General features: G+C 64.1%; 17 protein-coding genes. 11 read left to right on the forward strand and 6 right to left on the reverse strand.

The genetic code is table 11. The features are described 5' to 3' along the window. Nucleotides 1–30: 30 nt before the first annotated feature. The 7 genes from ACTJJM_RS01805 to ACTJJM_RS01835 all read left to right on the forward strand — a co-directional run bounded on the left by ACTJJM_RS01805 (nt 31) and on the right by ACTJJM_RS01835 (nt 7,146). Nucleotides 31–546, forward strand: a complete 516-nt coding sequence (locus ACTJJM_RS01805; RefSeq protein WP_012480266.1) for an OsmC family protein — start codon at nt 31–33, stop codon at nt 544–546. Between the two features lie 128 nt (nt 547–674). After that, the gene (locus ACTJJM_RS01810) at nt 675–1,406 is read left to right on the forward strand and encodes a hypothetical protein (protein WP_440865090.1); all 732 of its coding nucleotides are present in this window, start codon (nt 675–677) and stop codon (nt 1,404–1,406) included. 268 nt (nt 1,407–1,674) lie between these two features. Then, the gene (paoA, locus tag ACTJJM_RS01815) at nt 1,675–2,322 is read left to right on the forward strand and encodes an aldehyde dehydrogenase iron-sulfur subunit PaoA (RefSeq protein WP_049455247.1); all 648 of its coding nucleotides are present in this window, start codon (nt 1,675–1,677) and stop codon (nt 2,320–2,322) included. Then, nucleotides 2,319–3,269, forward strand: a complete 951-nt coding sequence (locus ACTJJM_RS01820; protein ID WP_021202434.1) for an FAD binding domain-containing protein — start codon at nt 2,319–2,321, stop codon at nt 3,267–3,269. Before paoA ends, ACTJJM_RS01820 begins: the two co-directional genes overlap by 4 nt. Further along, complete coding sequence (gene paoC, locus ACTJJM_RS01825; RefSeq protein WP_440865091.1) at nt 3,269–5,473, forward strand: aldehyde oxidoreductase molybdenum-binding subunit PaoC; 2,205 nt, start codon at nt 3,269–3,271, stop codon at nt 5,471–5,473. The genes ACTJJM_RS01820 and paoC overlap by 1 nt, the downstream gene beginning before the upstream one ends. Before the next feature lie 9 nt (nt 5,474–5,482). Further along, complete coding sequence (locus ACTJJM_RS01830) at nt 5,483–6,544, forward strand: XdhC family protein (protein WP_423159101.1); 1,062 nt, start codon at nt 5,483–5,485, stop codon at nt 6,542–6,544. After that, nucleotides 6,520–7,146, forward strand: coding sequence for a nucleotidyltransferase family protein (locus tag ACTJJM_RS01835; protein ID WP_125436996.1), 627 nt, complete (start codon nt 6,520–6,522; stop codon nt 7,144–7,146). The genes ACTJJM_RS01830 and ACTJJM_RS01835 overlap by 25 nt, the downstream gene beginning before the upstream one ends. A 104-nt stretch (nt 7,147–7,250) precedes the next feature. On the opposite strand, the gene ACTJJM_RS01840 is transcribed toward ACTJJM_RS01835, so the two are convergent. The 3 genes from ACTJJM_RS01840 to ACTJJM_RS01850 all read right to left on the reverse strand — a co-directional run bounded on the left by ACTJJM_RS01840 (nt 7,251) and on the right by ACTJJM_RS01850 (nt 9,293). Further along, complete coding sequence (locus tag ACTJJM_RS01840) at nt 7,251–7,721, reverse strand: hypothetical protein (protein ID WP_329762812.1); 471 nt, start codon at nt 7,719–7,721, stop codon at nt 7,251–7,253. Continuing rightward, nucleotides 7,722–8,078: a hypothetical protein gene (locus ACTJJM_RS01845; protein ID WP_440865092.1), complete on the reverse strand. Its 357-nt coding sequence runs from the start codon at nt 8,076–8,078 to the stop codon at nt 7,722–7,724. It abuts the gene before it with no gap. Nucleotides 8,079–8,537: 459 nt separating this feature from the next. Beyond that, on the reverse strand, nt 8,538–9,293 hold the full coding sequence (locus ACTJJM_RS01850; protein ID WP_440865093.1) for a tetratricopeptide repeat protein: 756 nt from the start codon (nt 9,291–9,293) through the stop codon (nt 8,538–8,540). A 671-nt stretch (nt 9,294–9,964) separates the two neighbouring features. On the opposite strand from ACTJJM_RS01850, the gene ACTJJM_RS01855 reads away from it, so the two are divergent. After that, a complete protein-coding gene (locus ACTJJM_RS01855) occupies nt 9,965–10,714 on the forward strand; it encodes an AlbA family DNA-binding domain-containing protein (protein WP_201862043.1) in 750 nt (249 codons plus the stop codon). A 352-nt stretch (nt 10,715–11,066) separates the two neighbouring features. Next, entirely contained in the window at nt 11,067–12,353 is a 1,287-nt protein-coding gene (locus tag ACTJJM_RS01860; RefSeq protein WP_159054962.1) for a HEPN domain-containing protein, read from the forward strand. Nucleotides 12,354–13,299: 946 nt separating this feature from the next. Here ACTJJM_RS01860 and ACTJJM_RS01865 read toward each other — a convergent pair. Further along, nucleotides 13,300–13,620 (reverse strand): hypothetical protein, encoded by a 321-nt coding sequence (locus ACTJJM_RS01865; protein ID WP_440865094.1) that lies wholly within the window; start codon nt 13,618–13,620, stop codon nt 13,300–13,302. 71 nt (nt 13,621–13,691) lie between these two features. Then, a complete protein-coding gene (locus ACTJJM_RS01870; RefSeq protein WP_329772056.1) occupies nt 13,692–14,171 on the reverse strand; it encodes a GNAT family N-acetyltransferase in 480 nt (159 codons plus the stop codon). A 133-nt stretch (nt 14,172–14,304) separates the two neighbouring features. Between ACTJJM_RS01870 and ACTJJM_RS01875 the strand changes: the two genes are divergently transcribed. Then, nucleotides 14,305–16,500: a hypothetical protein gene (locus tag ACTJJM_RS01875; protein ID WP_440865095.1), complete on the forward strand. Its 2,196-nt coding sequence runs from the start codon at nt 14,305–14,307 to the stop codon at nt 16,498–16,500. A gap of 74 nt (nt 16,501–16,574) precedes the next feature. Then, a complete protein-coding gene (locus ACTJJM_RS01880) occupies nt 16,575–17,060 on the forward strand; it encodes a TspO/MBR family protein (RefSeq protein WP_057502820.1) in 486 nt (161 codons plus the stop codon). Nucleotides 17,061–17,076: 16 nt separating this feature from the next. Here the strand turns inward: ACTJJM_RS01880 and ACTJJM_RS01885 are convergent, their stop codons facing one another. Next, nucleotides 17,077–17,370 carry a hypothetical protein gene (locus ACTJJM_RS01885; protein ID WP_049409812.1) on the reverse strand — a complete coding sequence of 98 codons (294 nt, stop codon included), beginning with the start codon at nt 17,368–17,370 and terminating at the stop codon, nt 17,077–17,079. Between the last annotated feature and the right edge of the window lie 96 nt (nt 17,371–17,466).

Here is a 17,466-nt window from a genome sequence, read left to right on the forward strand (position 1 = left end):
TGCCGCAGCTGCGCTTGATGGAGCCGCGCAATGACCGAGCTGAAGCCTCCTTCGCCCGCCATGCTGGACCGTTACCAGGGCGACGACGTGAAGCCGCTGTACACCGGCCGCGTGCGGGTGAGCGGTGGCCAGGCCCAGCACGGGCGGGCGTCCGGCGTCGTGCGGTCGGACGACGGTGCACTGGCGGTGGACCTGCGCCTGCCGCCGGAACTCGGCGGGCCTGGCGGCGGCGCCAATCCCGAGCAGCTGCTGGCCGCAAGCTACGCTGGCTGCTTCCACGGTGCCATGGTGCTGGTGGCCGCGCGTGCCGGCCTGCTGCTGCACAACCCCAGCATCGAAGTGGCGGTCACCTTCGCCCGTGATCCGGCAGATGGGCTGTACCTGCTGTCGGCCGAGATCGTGGTACATCTTCCCGGCATGGATGAGAACCTGGCCTGCGAACTCGTTCGCAACACCGAACGCGTCTGCCCATACGCCAAGATGTTCCATCGCGGCGTCAGCCATGTGGTGCATGTTCGGGTCGGCCCGCAGGCTCCGCCTCTGTAGAATCGAGCCATGCTCGACTCCGGGAAGGTCCTGGCCCTGACGATTACACGGCTAGGCCGTATTCCGCCACAACCCAGCTCGGCTACGATGGTGGCGCCGGCAACCTGGCCGGTGGGGCAGGGGATGCAATGGACATGCAGGCAGGGGGCGGATTCGATCCGCCGGCAAAGACCGATTCGCAGGAACTGACATTCCACTGGCTCTACCAGCGGGTGCAGGGACTGGTTGAGCACAGCATCTACCCCAAGGCGGGCAGGGTGGAGACGTGGGCGTTTCGCATCGGCGTGGGTGCGGCGATCATCGGCATTCTCATGGGTCAGCTTCCGGATCGATGGTTGCCTCTTGGGGTAGTGCTCCAGGTGGTTGTTGCCTGCTTGGCAATCGAAGTAGGAGGGTTCATTGTCGGTGGCGTACTGGCCGCCCGCAGGGGCATTCGCCAGTTCAGACAGCCGCGGCTCTCGCACGCCCGGGAGATGGATGAAGACTTCGCTCACTGGCAAGCGGTGGTGACCGAGCTTCGCGGATTCCCGCGCGTCCAGCGCGAGCGGCGACTCAAGTTCGTCAGCACCTTGCGCACAAACATGATTGAGCGCATGGGCATGATGTATGGCGGCCTGCAGCGGCTGGGACCATTCCCGCTGTTGATTGCCCTCTACCTGCAGTTCCGCGGATGGAAATGGGGCGACTGGGCGGGCGCTTTCGATGTTGGCCCGCTGGGTGCACTACTGATCTTCGCCATGGTGCTGCTGTACATGCTGGGCTGGATGCTGATCGGCCTTCGCACCAGGCTTGATACCTACGTTGCCTTGTTGGAGGGCTCCATCCACGAACCCGAGCCCTCCCAGCGAACGCCTTTGTAGCGTCGGGCCATCATGTTCCTCATGCTGAGGGACAAAGAGGACTGTGAGTCATCCAGTGAGGCATACGCATGGCTCAAGAGTGCCGCGCTGTGGCTGGATGCAGCCGATTTCTTCGGGCTTGCTGCATCATGTTCGCACATTTCGCCGACTTCACAGGTCTGTACCCCGCAGAGGGGCATAGTAGCCCTTCGGTAGTGTGAGCGCGTCCATCCAGCCACGGGGTTTCCCCGAACGCCAGGAGGTCACTGTGCCAAGTTGTGATGAAGGAATGAAGTTGACGCGTCGCCAGGTGATCGCCGGCGGCGTCACGACCGTGGCGATGTCCGCCGCACCGGGGGCATCATCGCTCGCCGCCGAACTGGCGACGCCCCCGCCGCCCAGGCCGCCGGTCATCAGCACGGTGGCCTTGACCGTCAACGGCGAGCGGCGGGAGCTTGAGCTCGACACCCGGACCACGCTGCTCGATGCCCTGCGCGAACATCTGAAGCTGACCGGCACCAAGAAGGGCTGCGACCACGGTCAATGCGGTGCCTGTACCGTGCTGGTCAACGGTGAGCGCATCAATGCCTGCCTCAGCCTGGCGGTGCAGCACCAGGGCGATGCTATCACCACCATCGAAGGCCTCGGAACTCCCGATGACCTGCATCCGATGCAGGCCGCTTTCATCAAGCATGATGGCTACCAGTGCGGGTACTGCACGCCGGGGCAGATCTGTTCGGCGGTGGCGGTACTGGACGAGATCAAGCGGGGTGTGCCCAGCCATGTGCAGGCGGATGTCAGCGCACGGCCCCAGGCCACCAACATGGAAATGCGCGAACGCATGAGCGGCAACCTCTGCCGCTGTGGCGCCTATTCCAACATTGCCGAGGCGATGGCAGAGGTCGCTGGCGTCACCTCTGCAGGGAGGCGCTCATGAGGGCCTTCAGTTACGAGCGCGCGAAATCCCCGGCCGAGGCCGCCAGGGCCGTCGCCGGTACCGAGGGCGCGAAGTTCCTGGCCGGAGGGACCAACCTGCTCGACCTGATGAAGCTGGAGGTCGAGACGCCAGCGCACCTGGTCGATGTGCAGGACATTGGCCTGGACAGGATCGAACCCACCGACGAGGGTGGCCTGCGCATCGGCACGCTGGTCACCAACACCGCGCTGGCCTCGCATGAGCGCGTGCGCCGCGACTACGCGGTGCTGACCCGCGCGATCGTGGCAGGCGCTTCCGGGCAGTTGCGCAACAAAGCCACCACCGGCGGCAACCTGCTGCAGCGCACGCGCTGTCCGTATTTCTACGACCCCAATCTGCCCTGCAACAAGCGCCTGCCCGGATCCGGCTGCGGCGCACTCGAGGGGTTCTCCCGGCAGATGGGCGTGATCGGCACCTCGGACAGCTGCATCGCGACCTATCCGGGCGACATGGCGGTGGCCCTGCGGGTGCTGGACGCCTCGATCCAGACCGTCAGGGGTGACGGCAGTACGCGCAGCATCCCGATTGCCGATTTCCATCGTTCCCCCGGCGACAGGCCGCAGCAGGACAACGTGCTGCAGCGCGGTGAGCTGATCACCCACGTCACGCTGCCGGAGCCCCTGGGCGGTCGGCACGTGTACCACAAGGTACGGGACCGCGCGTCCTATGCGTTCGCACTGGTGTCGGTCGCCGCGGTCGTGCAGCGTGACGGCTCGGCGCGGTTCGCCTTCGGTGGGGTCGCGCCGAAGCCGTGGCGCGTCGAGGCAGCCGAACCCCTGCTGCGCGACGGCGTGAAGGCCGCGACCCGGCAGGTGTTCGCCGGTGCCCGTCCGACGCCGGAGAACGCGTTCAAGATCGCGCTCGCCGAGCGCACCCTCGCAGCGGTGCTGGTGGAAGGAGAGCGCTGATGCCCCTTGAATTCAACGCCCCCGCCGGCGACAACCTGTTCGACAAGGCCAAGGTCGTCGGCAAGTCGACGCCGCGCATCGACGGTCCACGCAAGACCACCGGCACCGCCCCCTATGCCTACGAGCGCCATGACGTGGCGCCGAACCAGGCCTACGGCTACATCGTCGGTGCGGGCATCGGCAAGGGGCGCATCATTTCGATGGATGCCTCCCGCGCACGTGCCGCGCCCGGCGTACTGGCGGTCATCACCGCACCGGAAACCAAGCCGGTCGGCACATCGAACTGGAACAATGCACCGCTGTTCGGCGGACCCGACGTGGCCCACTACCACCAGGCCATCGCCTGCGTGGTGGCAGAGACCTTCGAGCAGGCCCGCGCCGCCGCAGCGCTGATCCGCACCCGCTACGAGCGTAGCAAGGGCCGCTTCGATTTCCCGGCCCTGGCACCGTCCGCGCCGCTGGCAAAGGGGCGCGGCGGCAAGCCCGACCGGCAGACGCTCGGCGATTTCGACACCGCTTACGCGAGCGCGGCGGTCAAGCTCGACGAAACGTACCACACCTCCGACGAAAGTCATTCGATGATGGAGCCGCACGCCACCATCGCCGCCTGGGAGGGTGACACGCTCACGTTGTGGACGGCGAACCAGATGATCGACTGGGCCAGGCAGGGCATGGCGGCGATCCTCGGCATCGATCCTGCCAAGGTGCGCGTGGACTCGCCCTATATCGGCGGCGGCTTCGGCGGCAAGCTGTTCATCCGTGCCGACGCGGTTCTGGCCGCGTTGGCGGCCAAGCAGGTCGGGCGACCGGTGAAGATCGCGCTGCAGCGCCCGTTGATGCCCAACAACACCACGCACCGGCACGCCACCCTCCAGCGCGTGCGGATCGGCTGCGGAAAGGATGGCCGGATCTCCGCCATCGCCCATGAGAACTGGTCGGGCAACATCAACGGCGAGGACGGCGAAAACGGCACCCTGCAGACGCCCAAGCTCTATGCGGGCGCCAACCGCCTGGTGGCCAACTACATCGCCACGCTCGACATGCCCGAAGGCAATGCGATGCGCGCACCGGGCGAAGCACCGGGCCACATGGCGCTGGAGGTGGCGATGGATGAAATGGCCGAGAAGCTGGGCCTCGACCCGATCGCGTTCCGCATCCTCAACGAGCCCGAGGTCGTGCCCGGCGATCCGTCCAAGAAGTTTTCCGACCGCAACCTGGTGCGCTGCCTGCGCGAAGGCGCGGAGCGCTTCAACTGGAACAAGCGCAACCCCAGGCCGGCGCAGGTCAGGGAAGGGGACTGGCTGGTCGGCATGGGCGTGTCTGCGGGCTATCGCGGCGCACCGACGATGAAGTCGGCGGCGCGGGTCCGGCTTGACGGCCAGGGCGGGGTGATTGTCGAGACCGACATGACCGACATCGGCACCGGCTCCTACACGATCATCGCGCAGACGGCAGCCGAGACCATGGGCGTGCCGCTGGACCGGGTCCAGGTGACCCTCGGCGACTCCCGTCATCCCGCCTCCGCCGGTTCCGGCGGCCAGTGGGGCGCGGCAAGCTCCACCGCAGGCGTGTACGCGGCGTGCGTCAGCCTGCGCCGCAAGGTGGGCGAGAAACTGGGCTTCGACGGCGACACCGCAGACTTCGCCAATGGCCACATCCAGGCGGGTGGGCGGACCATCAAGCTGGCGGAGGCGGGGACACTGTCGGCGGAGGACGGCATTGCCTTCGGCGACTTCAAACAAGGCTACGACGTCGGCACCTATGCAGGGCATTTCTGCGAGGTCGCCGTGCATGCCTACACGGGAGAGACGCGCATCCGCCGCATGCTTGCCGTATGCGATGGCGGCCGGATCCTTAATCCGCTCTCCGCACGCAGCCAGGTCATCGGCGGGATGGTGATGGGTGCGGGCGCGACCCTCATGGAGGAGCTGGTGGTCGACAAACGGCTTGGCTTGTTCATCAACCACGACCTGGCCGGCTACGAGGTTCCCGTGCATGCCGACATCCCGTACCAGGAAGTGGTCTTCCTCGACACGCTGGATGCGGTGATCTCGCCGATGAAGGCCAAGGGTGTGGGTGAACTGGGCATCTGTGGGGTCGGCGCCGCGATCGCCAATGCGGTCTACAACGCAACCGGCGTGCGCGTGCGCAACTATCCCATTACCCTGGACAAGCTGCTGCCCGGCTTGCCTGACGTGGGCTGACCCTTGCGCATGGACCGACCCGCAGCCTCGCCCACTCTGGAGGCCTCCGCCGCGGGCGGAGGGGAGCCCGGCGATCTTGCCGAGGACCTGTCCGCAGCGCCGGGCTTCCTCGCCAAAGGCAGCCCGCGCGGCGTACTCGAGACGGCCTTGACGCGCGTGCGCGCGGGGGAGCACGCCGTGCTCGCGCTGGTGCTGGAAACCGATGGCTCCACCTACGCCGGTGCCGGCGACATGGTGCTGTTCTGCAACGGCAGCCAGGTCGGCTGGCTCAGCGGCGGATGCCTGGAGCCCGAGCTCGCGCGACGCGCGGAGCAGGTGAGCGCGGCAGGGCGGGTCGACTGGATCGAGATCGACACCCGCAGTGACGACGACCTGTTGAGTGGGTCCGCGCTCGGGTGCCGCGGCCGGCTGCGGATTGCGCTCCTGCCATTGCGTGCCATGGCCGGCATCGACGACGTCATCGAGGTCTGGCTGCGCGAGGGCGTGTCACTCCAGCGCGACCTTCGCACGTCGGGCCAGGTCGTCTTCCGCGCCGGCCATCGCGAGCAGGCATGGCAGCTGCATCCGATGGAGGGGGCGCAATCCTTTGGCGAGGGCGCATGGCGGTTGCCGTTGCCCCGCCTTCCGCGGGCCCTGGTGTTGGGGGGCGGTCCCGAAACGCCCTTCCTGGTTCCGTTGCTGCGGGGCCTGGGGTGGCGGGTCAGCGTGGCCGAACGACGAGCGCGCTGGGCCTCAGCCGGGCAGTGCGCGGATGCGCATCTTCAGACCAGCCCGGCCGAGGCCCTCCATGCCGACCCGTGCGACGCGGTACTGGTGATGCATCACGATTTCGAACTGGACCGGGAGGCGCTGGTGGCCCTGGCTGATACCGAGGTTGGCTTCATTGGACTGCTGGGTCCGCGTCGAAGGCGCGAGGACCTGTTCAAGCTGCTGACACCGGATCAGCGCCTCCGCCTTTCCCCGAGACTTCGATCACCGGTCGGCCTGAACATCGGCGGCCGAGGGCCAGAGGCGATTTCGCTCAGCATCGCCGCGCAGCTGCAGCAATGGCGAAGCGCGCACGGCAGGTGACTGACGCGCATGCGGTCGTCGTGCTGGCTGCCGGCGGGAGCACCCGACTTGGCCAGCCCAAGCAGCTTCTGACCCGGCAGGGCGAAACCCTGGTACATCGCGTGGTGCGGTTGGCGCGGGAGCTCGCGCCAGCGCAGGTCCTGGTCGTGGTGGGCGCGAACGCACAGGCCGTGACATCCAGCATTGCCGGGCTGGAGGCCACTCCGGTAACCAACCACCACTGGGAACGCGGCCTGGCGAGCAGTCTGCAGGTTGCCGGCGCACACCTGCTGCCCACCGTGACCGCGGTGATGGTCGTGGCATGCGACCAGCCCGCAATCGAGCGCTCCCATCTGCAGGCGCTGCTTTCCGGTGCCCGCGCCGCAGCGTCAACGTGCGCGGGCACCCGCCACGGAAATGTGCTTGGCGTTCCCGCAGTAGTGCCGCGTGCATGGTTCAACTCTGCGGGTGCAACCGGTGACCGCGGCTTCGGAGCGCGCTTGAGGCAACTTCCTGTCGATACGGTGCATGTCCTACAGGCACCGGAACTGGGCCTGGATATCGATACGCCAGAAGATCTTGCGCGTGCGCGCGATGCGGGCTGGATCGATGCCGGGAGGTGACTCGCATGATCACTAGGCCAATGCCTGTCGCGCAGGTGACGAGCGGCAGAGCTGGAGCCCGAACCCTCGCTGCCCGCAGCCCTGTAGAGTCGAGCCATGCTCGACTACGGCACGCCACATCGCGCCCCATCAGGCACATCACCAGCAAGAATCTGCAGCACCCGATCCAACAGAACAGGCTCCGGCACGCCAGCCAGAACCTGCTCCAGGTAATCCAACGGCTCCAACTGCCATTGGAGGAGCGCCCGCAACCGCACAACGGCGGGCGCCCGCTGCTTCGCGTCCAGTGAGGCCTGCAACAGCAGATGGTGCGAGCGCCTCTCCAGCCACAACACTGGAACGCCTCCACAGTGAATCTGGAATCCGGCGTTTTGATGCCGCTCGACGAACTGGAAGCCCTGTCGTGGTCGAGCCTCCACGAACTGCACGGCTTGGCGCCGCAGTTGTGAGAATCGATGGTCGGTGATGCTTTGGAACGCGACAGGCGAGTGCACCGGCGGCGCCGGCCACAGCGTCTGTGCCGCAACCACCATCACAAGACAGAGCGCGGTGGCCGCCCAGCGCCACCAGGCCACTCAACCCTCCGGATGCAGTCGGGTACTGGCGTGTGCGGTAAGGCCGATTCCGGCCATGATCAGCCCTTCCATCACGCGCGGGCCAACGTACTGCTCCAGCTCGCCGTTCTCGCGGGCGCGCTGCGCGGCCAGCAGGATCTCCAGCACCACCCGAAGGCCGGCCAGCGAGCAATCGGTATCTGCCAAGGCGATGCGTCGACCTGGCATCTGATGGCGTTCCGGCCACGGCTGGCCATCGGAGGCGGCGCCGGCGCCGATGCTGTGCAGCAGGGCAATGAGGGTGTTCGGATCCAGCGCGGGGCTGTTCGCAGACGCGTCGTGGATCGGATGCGGGGCAGGGGAGTGGGTCTGGGTCATGGCGGGGCTCCTTGCGTGCATGCAGAAGCCGCCACCGATAAAGGTGGCGGACGATGCGTGGCTCGAAATCCGGTACGCGACTAGGCCCGGTGGGCACGAGGCCCCCACGCACCGCCCGCCATAGCCGGCCGACGGATTGCCAGCCGGCACCACAAAGCGTGGTACCGGCTGGCAAGCGCAAACTACAGTCGCGTTACCGGGATTTCGAGCCCCGACCACCGATGTATTGGCGGCGCGAAAAGGAATACGCCCGGTTGCGTGCGATGCCAATGCAGTAAGGCCGATGACGTCACCACTTTCAACATTTTCAGAATCGTTGCATATGGCGCAATGAAGCTGGAGCCTTGCGCTGCAATGCTATCGGCGATGTCGGTGGTGCAAGTCTGCCGACTGTCGGCATCCGCCCGGCGAGGCTGTGAGCGAGGCGGATGCGACAGGTTTGCCAAAGGCCGTCAGGCGTCAGTAGCCCTTCAACGCGGCCTTAGTCCGCTCCAGCCATGTGGCATTGTGGCTCCGTGCGTGGCGCGACCAATGCTGGGCATCGTCGATGATGCTGGCGAACAGGCTGCGGGCCTGCTCGCGATCGTCGGGTTGCGGCTGCGCCATCAGCCATTCGGCGTAGAGGCAGCGAGCGGCCGCATCGTTTCCGCACTCCACCGAGCGCTCGAATGCGGCGCGGGCTCCGGGGGCTTGCGCGGTTGCCAATGCCTGCGCGTACAGCAAGGTCTGTTCCGGTTTGCGGCGCACGTCCGGGTGGCGTGCGAAGAGGCCGTCCAGCGTCTCCACCGCAAGCGCAGCGTGCCCGGACTCGAGGCGGGCACGGGCAAGGCCGGTCAGGATGTAGGCATCGTCGCCCAGCGGCGAGCTGGCTGCCTGTTCAAGCAGGCTCCTGGCTTCCTCGGCCTGGCCGGCATCCAGCAGCGTCATGCCCAGGCGAACCCGATTCTGCACGGTGGGCGTTCGCGACAGCTCCGCGCGGGCGTTGCGCAGGTCCTCGTCTGGGTCCATCAACTGCTTGGCGGAGCGGATGGCCTGACGGGCGCCCCGCGAATTACGGGCTTCCGGGAAGTAGATCGCCAGGAAGTAGACGACACTGCCGAGCAGCGGGAATGAAAAGAGCAGGATGAGCCAGTAAAGGCTCTGGCCAGAGCGGATGGCGTGCACCGCGAAGTAGATGGCCGCCAGTACATGGAGTCCGATTCCGATATAGGGCATGTGTGCCGTCTCGTCCTTGTGAGGGGTGGAACTATAGTGGGGGTGGGGTGGGGCGCCAATGGGGTGGGGCGATAGGGTGTGACGCGTCACGTTAATAGGGTGAGTTCTGCAGGACGGAGCGCTGCATGCCACTATGTGGCGGGACTGCACTGATGAAAGGTGATGCATGGGGCGTCCCTAACTTCCGCCCATTGGGGTCAGAAAAATCAAGTAGATCATGGTGATTTGTGGGAACGATCAAGATTGAGCGCTCAGAAGAGACCTATGTGGCTGAGTATTTTGTAGATCAAGGCCTCATCACTGTTTACGGAGAACGCGGCCAAGAATCCACTCAAATCGGAGGGCTTAGCGAGCGGCAAGTAGCAATATTGCTGCTCAATAGCCTTATTCGTAAGGGTCAAATCGACCCTGTGAATCCGAGTACGGACCAACAATAGATTCAAGCGAAGGCAATCGGTGACGGTCTCCGCTGTGGTCACCCACTGAAGATTCGATCGATATTCAAGTCTCGTCAACGGCAGGGGGACGGGCACAGCCCTGACGCAGTAGCTGAGAGGCGAAAGCCCTAGTCTCACTAGCGAAATCACTCTCTCGAGTGGGGCAAGATGAGTCTTCAGATCACCTTGACCAAGCAGGCCGGATACTCGGTTCGCACCTGGAATTAACCCTAGATGACAATTCTAAAAGAACAACACGAAACCTTTGCCCGGTTCTTTACAGCGCCAACCCGTGAGGCGCTGCGTGACCTGCTTCGTCGCAACATCGGCGAAACTGATTATCTGGACTTCAAGGCTGATTGGCCTGCGCTGCCAAAGCTCGCCCGCCACATTTTAGCCTTGGCGAATTCTGGCGGTGGTGCGCTCGTCGTGGGCGTATCGCAACAAGCCGACGGCAATCTGATCCCGAGCGGCTTGCCGATCCTCAAGGACAAGGCGCAGCTGATCCCGCCGCTCAGCAGCTATCTACCCAAGTCGCTTGAGTATGAGATTCTTGATTTTTCCTTCGGCGCGGCAGAGTACGAAACCTTGGTGGGTAAGTCGTTCCAAGTGCTGCTGGTGGAAGAAGAGCCCAAACTCCTGCCGTTCCTAGCCTTGAGGGACGGGGAGGGCCTACGGACTAGCGCGGTATACGTGCGCAATGGCACGACGTCCACAGAAGCCGGCCACTTTCAGCTGCAGACTGTGCTCAACCGACGCATAGAGTCGGGTTATTCCAGCCAGCCTAGCCTAGACCTCGACAAGCACTTGGCTCAGCTGCGCGTCCTGGATGAGCATCGGGAAACGAACGATAGCTGGGTGAGGCAACTCAATCGCGATGAGCTAAGCCGCTTCGACGATACAGAGTCGGACGACTACAAAGAGTTCATCGAAGACGCATACCAAGCGAAGAAGCAGGCGATTTGGCGATTGCTGGGTCTATGAGGCGCGGTCAACAAAGATAAATAGGAGCTTAGCTAAGCACTGGTGCGATGGCTAGGCTAGTGCCAAGACGTCGATTCGCATCTCTATCGCCTAGACGACGCCAGCACGGGCGCGGTCCTTCCGACCGCAGGGAGAGTGAGACCGGCGCCGGCGCCGGCGTCCGCGTCAGTGGCGAGCAGGGCACGTCTAACGCGAACGGAAGCGCGCTGGTGCATGTCGGTGATCGCCCGATGGGACGTTCCCAGAATCCAAACATTGCCCGCCAAGTTTCTCGCTCTAACGCCAGTAGATGGCGGAAGTCCTAGCGAGAGGGGTAAAATCCGGCGACCTTGGGGGGGCCGTGCGGGGGATCATGCCAATTGCCATTGATCCGCGCCTAACGGCGCGACTTGTTGATCGCTTGACTACGGAGCTGGACCAAGCAACGGTCTTTGGTAACGTCGCCGTCATGACTTCATCAATGCCAGGCCTCGGCAGCATTGACCGAAGCCTGCCAAGCAAAGGTGCTTTGGCGGAAGAGTTGCGCCTATACATCGGCGACCAGCCATTTTCCACATTCATTTCTGGCGAAATCCAACGGCTTTTCAGAGGGACCACCTTTGACGTCAATGCACGTGAGATGCCGCTTTCTGCCTTTGAGGGAACCGAAGACACGAGGCAAGTAGCAACGGAGCTTGTTAGGCAGTTTTGCTCACTGCCTTGGAGCTATGAGGTTTGCCTTCGCCTGCCCGATGGCCTTTACCAAATCTTGGTGGCCCATCGCGGGGGGCTCGCGCTTTCCGATCGCCATCGACTGGTCCTTGGGGCGGATCTCGAAGATCCGTACCCCAAACCAACCAACCAACTTTCCCTCTCAGCGCTGACAAGCTCAACACTGTTAGGCGCGTTCTCCGGGACACGTCAAACATCGCTCTGGGATAAAGACGCCGCATACCTTGTCGTTAAGGTCGAAGGCTATTTCAGGATATCCGCGACTGAGCCCATTCTTTCCGCACGCGATGACATGTTCGCTTTTCTTGGCCTAGGCATTGCCCTTGGGCTCTTCTCGGCCGGTGCCGGGGGCACCCTTGGTGAGGCGCCCCAATCTACTCAGTTGATCGTGTATCGACAGTCTCGCGAAGATGTACCAGGATCAGGCTTCTTCGCTCTGGAAGATCATCAACAGAAGGGCATCCAATGCCTCGGCCTAGCATGGGATCTTGGTCGAGAGTCCAGCGCCGTCCTTGAAAAATTGGATCGCGTCAGCCTGATTCTTCGATCAAAGGAGAGCAAGAACATCAAGCTTTCTGCGCGCTGGCTTTTCGACAGCTACTGCGGCCGTGACAAGCTGCTCAGCTACGTGCAGGCGACGGTGGCCTTGGAAATTCTGCTCGGAGATGAGGATGCTGATGCAAATGTCAGCTTGGGCACCCTTATCGCCAATCGATGTGCCTACCTTATCGCGACCTCGCCAGAGGGACGATCAAACATAGTTAGTGCTTTTCGCGACATATATCGTATCCGGTCAAAGATTGTTCATCGCGGAAAGAGTCGCCTGAACTCAGACGAGAGTGGTCTTTTCCGCTACCTTCAGGAATTGGTGAAACTTGTAATTGATAAGGAGCAGCGACTCATGGAGCGGGGCGGCAAGAAGGAATGAAGATGTGGATCTCAGCAGGCATTCTGGTGCTGGCATACAGCGCGTCTTGACAGACTCAACAACTGAGCAAATGCGTCACTAAGACTGGCGTTAAGTATCGATCCGGCCCAGCCCCTACGGAAGCGCTTCACGCGCGCTGGCGAGGCCTCGGCCCACGGATCATGTAGACCACATGGAGGTTTAGATCACCGACGCCCAATCGCCGTTCTCGGCGAATTCTGAGGACTTCGGCAAGGTAGATCACGCTGGATTTCGCCGAGGCGGATCCCGTAGAGGCCGGAGCCGATCGTGCCGCCAAGCCTGTGCGAGCCTCGGCCATCATCAGCCGCCATTCCCGCGCAATGTTGCAGGTCAGAGACCACCAGGCCATATCGCAGGGCTCCAGCTGGTGACCTTAAGGGGTGAACATGTGCCCAGCTTGGAAGACGAGACCGGCCAAGGGCCGGTTAGGTCAGTTCGGTGATGCGGATCGATCTCGATCATGCTGCAAGCTCATCCTTGTCGGGGGAGCCAGGAGGGAGGCAAGTGCCAAGCGGAGCCCATAAAGGCCCACATTCGGGTAATCCATAATTTCGCATAATGTATATTATGTTCATTGCGCCATTGTCCGAGCCAGGCTTCACCAGTCACGCCCCTGATCCACAGGCGCCGGCCTGATTGTCAGTGATTCGATCACCGCCAACCGCCCTTTGGGCTTCCCCCAACCTCTGCAGGAATGGCAAAGGATCTTGCGGATCTGACAGTGGCCGGTAAAGACGGCTTTGCGGGCGTAGTTTGCCGCTGATCTTGCCGTGGCTGCACGCCAGCCTGGCAAGAGCGCTTTCGCCGATTCGGCACCAACGACCGAGGCCTCAGGAGCGCGTTCTGGCACCCCAGCCGTAGCCACTCACTGGTCGTGACGCGTCACGCTATTCGGCTCGTTCCATGCCGGCGAGCTCCATGCCATCTAGGCGCGGGCCCGCGTCGATGCGCTGAGGATGAGCGCCACATACGCAATCAACGTGCCGGCCGCCAAACCCCAAACCTCCATCTCCCAGTTCCTCCGGTACGGGGATGGGCCTGTCACCGCCCAGACCAACAGCAAGGCGGCCGTCACCAGCACCGTCCTGTTGGCGATGGAAATGAGCTTGTCTGCAGATTCATGGCCCAGATTGGGATCCCATCCGAAGAGCCAACGCAGGCGCTTCCAGTAGTCGTGCCCCGCAGCCAACAGAAAGAGGAACGCGCCCGCCAGCAGACTCAGCAAAAACTGTACCAATGGATTCAAGGGACATCCTCAGGAATTGTGCGGCCAGCCTCGGCTGGATATCGCCGACCACGTGCGACCAATGCATCGCATCACAGGAACCTGTGCATCACAAAGACATCCACCAAGCCCAGCGTCCCATGCCGGAACGCCTTCGGTAGCGTTCCCACCACATCGAACCCCAGCTTCCGGTACAGCGCCACGGCCGGGGCATTGGTACTGACCACGTAATTGAACTGCATGGCCAGGAATCCTTCCGCCCTCGCCCGCTCCAGGCTGTGTTCCACCAGGGCCCGGCCCACACCTTGCCCTTGTGCCGGTGCATCCACCACATACGTGGCGCTGGCCACATGCGCCCCAAGGTCAGGGAAATTCGGGCCCATCTTGTACATGCCCACAACCCGGCCCTCCAGCACAGCTACATGAGGTGCCTGGGCCTGGAACCAATGCGTGCGAAACGTCTCGACAGCGAAAGAGCCAGCAAAGGGCAGCGCATCCTGCGCCGCAATGGCCGTCTTGAACATGCCCCACATCGCGTCGAAATCGCCTGCACGGGCGGGCCGGATCTCCATGCGTCTCCTGCAGATCTGTGGTCGTGACCAGGCCGGACACTACCAGAATCCAGCGCCTGCCCCGTAGCTGCTTCACGCGCCACCGCCATCGGCTTCGCAATAGTTGTGGAAATTCCGGCCCTCAGAGCAGTAGATGTCTCCTGTTTCCGTGCACATCCCGCACCGGCTTCGACGGTGGCGCGTTCCCGCGTACGTCCTGCTGGGCATCTACCTGCTGTACCTGCTGGCCGGCAACATCTTCCTCAATACCCCGCTGTTCGATCAGGTCACCAACCGCAAGCCGCACAAGTTCGTGATGACCACCGGCCCGGCCATCACGCTGCTGCCCGGCCATGTCATCGCCTGGAACGTGCACATGCGCGGCCACGTGAACCACACGGTCTACGTGCTGCATGCCGAGCGCGCCAGCGCCCGGTTGGCGGTGCTGCCCCTGTTCCAGCGCGAGGTACGGGTTCCGCGCTTGCAGGCGACGGGGGTTTCCGCCGAAATCAGCCGCGTCGAAGAAGCCATCCCGCCACCGCCGCGCAGCGACCGCGGCTGGACGCTCCGTTTCGATGCCATCCACAGCGACAGCATCCGCAGCGCACGCTTTGGCAAGTTGCTGATCATTGGCAAGGGCCGGGGTACGGTGGGCTTCCTCAAGCAGCTGCGCGGCGGGCCGTCGGAGCTCTTCGAATCCGAGGTGGCGTTCAGCGATGCGGACACCAGTTTTGACGGCGTGCAGCTGTTGGGCGACATGGATCTCACCGCGCGCTTCAGCTATCCGCGCCACTATCGGGACCAGGCGCCCGGTCTGGCCAAGTTGAAGTTGCTGCATGCCCAGCTCGATGTCGACGCCCGCAGCCAGGGCCTGCGCATGGACACGGATGCCACAACGCCGAAGATCTCCAGCGCGCCCGTGCCCGGACGCCTGCAGCTGGCGCTGCACCTGATTGACGGCCAGCTGCAGCCCGGGGACCGCGCCATCTGGCAGGTGCCGCTCTACCTGGGTGATGGTGCCCCCAATCGCGGCGTGCTGGCCCTGCAGCTCAATGTGTCCAACGACCTGCGCCTGCAGGCCCGCCTGCCGCCCAAGCCCGGCTCAGGCAGTGAAGTGGATGCGGATCTGCGCTTCCGTGGCCGGGACATCCCCTTCCAGCAGCCCGCCCAGCTGCTGGAACGCAGCTCTGGTACCGTGCGCGGCGAATGGACGTTCACTTCGCTCAACTGGATCCCTGCCCTGTTCGTTCGCAAGCCGTGGCTGCAGCTGGACGGCGGCGGCACGCTGAAGGCGGACCTGCGCGTGCGCAACGGCGAACTGATCGAAGGCAGCACCGTGGACATTCCGGCCGCCGAAGCCGTGGCCGAAGTCGCCGGCGTACGCCTGGCCGGCACGGCCAGCGCCCATGGCGAACTGAAGGCCGGCAGCCCCAGCCAGGCACAGCTGGCTGTCCGGCTGCCACGATTCACTGCACGGCCAACCGATGCCAAGGATGTGCGCCTGTTCGACGGCCGTGATCTGGCCCTGGACCTGAGCGGCGACGGTCGCCTGCAGGAGCTGCGCAAGGGTGTCCGCGCGCACCTTCGATTCAGCCAGGCAACCATTCCCGACCTGGCCGCCTACAACCGTTACCTCGGCTCGCCACAGGTGCGGCTGCTCCGTGGCACCGGCAGCCTGAGCGGCGATGCCACGCTCGACACCGATGGACGAGTCGGCCATGGCACTGCCCGGCTGCTGGGGCGCAATGCCAGTGCCAAGGTGGCAGGGCTGGACATGGGCGGCGACATCGACGTGAAGGCAACACTGCGCCGCGGTGACTTCAATCAGCGTCATTTCGATCTGTCCGGCACCACCGTCGAACTTCGCAATGTGCAGGTGGCGGGCGCAGAGCGGGCAAGCGCATGGAAAGGTCGCGTGGCCTTCAAGCGTGGCCGCATCGACGCGCAGTCGCCCTTCCAGGTCGATGCCACCACGGATCTGGATCTCAGCGATGCCCGGCCGTTGCTTGCACTGTTCGCAGAGCGTACCGACTACCCGCGCTGGACCCTGTCGCTGTTGGATTCCGGCCAGGTGCAGGCACGGGCGACGCTGCGCTGGCGCCCGGGCCATCTGATCATCGATGGACTGCAGGCCGAGAATGATCGCCTGTCGGTACGCGCGCGGCTGGATCTTCTGGAACAGCGCAAACGCGGCGATCTCTACCTGCGCTGGGGACTGCTGGGTGCGGGCATCGAGCTGGACGGTGACCGGCGCCAATGGCATCTGTCCAAGGCATGTGAGTGGTTTGATCAACAGCCTTCCCTGCTGCCAGCAAGCCAAGGCACGAGCACCGCCGGCTCTTCAGACTGAGAAGGCCCGCAGCCTGCATCCATTCGCGGCCTCTGTGCGTATACGGGAGCATGCGCATCAGGGAGCTGTACGGTATGAAGCGGAGTTCACAGATTTCCGGTCTTCTGGGATGGGTGACGATCACCTTCGCGGCGGCCGCCCTGGGCGCGTGGGCATCCACATCGGCGGCCACCTTCTACGCCACCCTTGCCCTCCCCGGGTGGGCACCACCGGCCAGCGTCTTTGGCCCGGTGTGGACGCTGCTTTACGCCATGATGGCGATTGCCGCGTGGCTGGCCTGGCGCGAACGTGGCTGGCGTGGGGCACGACCCGCGCTGGTGCTCTATCTGGTGCAGCTGGCCGTCAACGCACTGTGGAGCTGGCTCTTCTTCGGCTGGAGGCTGGGCGCGCTTGCCTTCGCCGACATTCTTCTATTGATTGTGCTGGTGTGCGCGACGATCGTCACGTTCGCGCGCACCCGCCCGATTGCGGGGGTGCTGCTGCTTCCTTACCTGGCCTGGATTTCGTTCGCCTCGGCGCTCAACTTTGCGGTATGGCGAGCCAATCCCGGACTGCTGTGACAAGGTCGCCTGCCGCTCATGCCTGGGCAATGGCCTGCGGGCGCCAGGTCCGCAGCAGGGCCGGCTTGAATGCCTGCTGGCCGCAGCCGGTGGGGCACCGCACCACCCGTGCCGCAGTATGGCTGACCAGGCCCTGCCCTTCTTCGGCCTTGAAGATCGTCTCGCAGGACAGGCAGCGGGCAACCAGCGAATACAGGTGCAGCAGCCGGCCACTGGCCGGGTCCTGCAGCGCATCCACATCCAGCAGTTCAAACTGGCAGCTGTCAGCCAGCATGCGGTACGGGGACAGGGGCGCGGGCTGCAGGTTCACGGGGCGGTCGCTCAGGGAAGTGGATCCACTCTAGGCAATGACCTGTCGAGCTGATGTGCAGCGGAGATGTATTCTTCGCGAAAACTGCAAGTGCTC

Source organism: Stenotrophomonas sp. 22692 (assembly GCF_052045015.1).
Taxonomy (GTDB): Bacteria; Pseudomonadota; Gammaproteobacteria; order Xanthomonadales; family Xanthomonadaceae; genus Stenotrophomonas; species Stenotrophomonas geniculata.

Coding starts and splice junctions, on each gene's coding strand:
- ACTJJM_RS01805 (WP_012480266.1), top strand. CDS start 31: ATGACCGAGCTGAAGCCTCCTTCGCCCGCCATGCTGGACCGTTACCAG.
- ACTJJM_RS01810 (WP_440865090.1), top strand. CDS start 675: ATGGACATGCAGGCAGGGGGCGGATTCGATCCGCCGGCAAAGACCGAT.
- paoA (WP_049455247.1), top strand. CDS start 1,675: ATGAAGTTGACGCGTCGCCAGGTGATCGCCGGCGGCGTCACGACCGTG.
- ACTJJM_RS01820 (WP_021202434.1), top strand. CDS start 2,319: ATGAGGGCCTTCAGTTACGAGCGCGCGAAATCCCCGGCCGAGGCCGCC.
- paoC (WP_440865091.1), top strand. CDS start 3,269: ATGCCCCTTGAATTCAACGCCCCCGCCGGCGACAACCTGTTCGACAAG.
- ACTJJM_RS01830 (WP_423159101.1), top strand. CDS start 5,483: ATGGACCGACCCGCAGCCTCGCCCACTCTGGAGGCCTCCGCCGCGGGC.
- ACTJJM_RS01835 (WP_125436996.1), top strand. CDS start 6,520: ATGGCGAAGCGCGCACGGCAGGTGACTGACGCGCATGCGGTCGTCGTG.
- ACTJJM_RS01845 (WP_440865092.1), bottom strand. CDS start 8,078: ATGACCCAGACCCACTCCCCTGCCCCGCATCCGATCCACGACGCGTCT.
- ACTJJM_RS01850 (WP_440865093.1), bottom strand. CDS start 9,293: ATGCCCTATATCGGAATCGGACTCCATGTACTGGCGGCCATCTACTTC.
- ACTJJM_RS01855 (WP_201862043.1), top strand. CDS start 9,965: ATGACAATTCTAAAAGAACAACACGAAACCTTTGCCCGGTTCTTTACA.
- ACTJJM_RS01860 (WP_159054962.1), top strand. CDS start 11,067: ATGCCAATTGCCATTGATCCGCGCCTAACGGCGCGACTTGTTGATCGC.
- ACTJJM_RS01870 (WP_329772056.1), bottom strand. CDS start 14,171: ATGGAGATCCGGCCCGCCCGTGCAGGCGATTTCGACGCGATGTGGGGC.
- ACTJJM_RS01875 (WP_440865095.1), top strand. CDS start 14,305: ATGTCTCCTGTTTCCGTGCACATCCCGCACCGGCTTCGACGGTGGCGC.
- ACTJJM_RS01880 (WP_057502820.1), top strand. CDS start 16,575: ATGAAGCGGAGTTCACAGATTTCCGGTCTTCTGGGATGGGTGACGATC.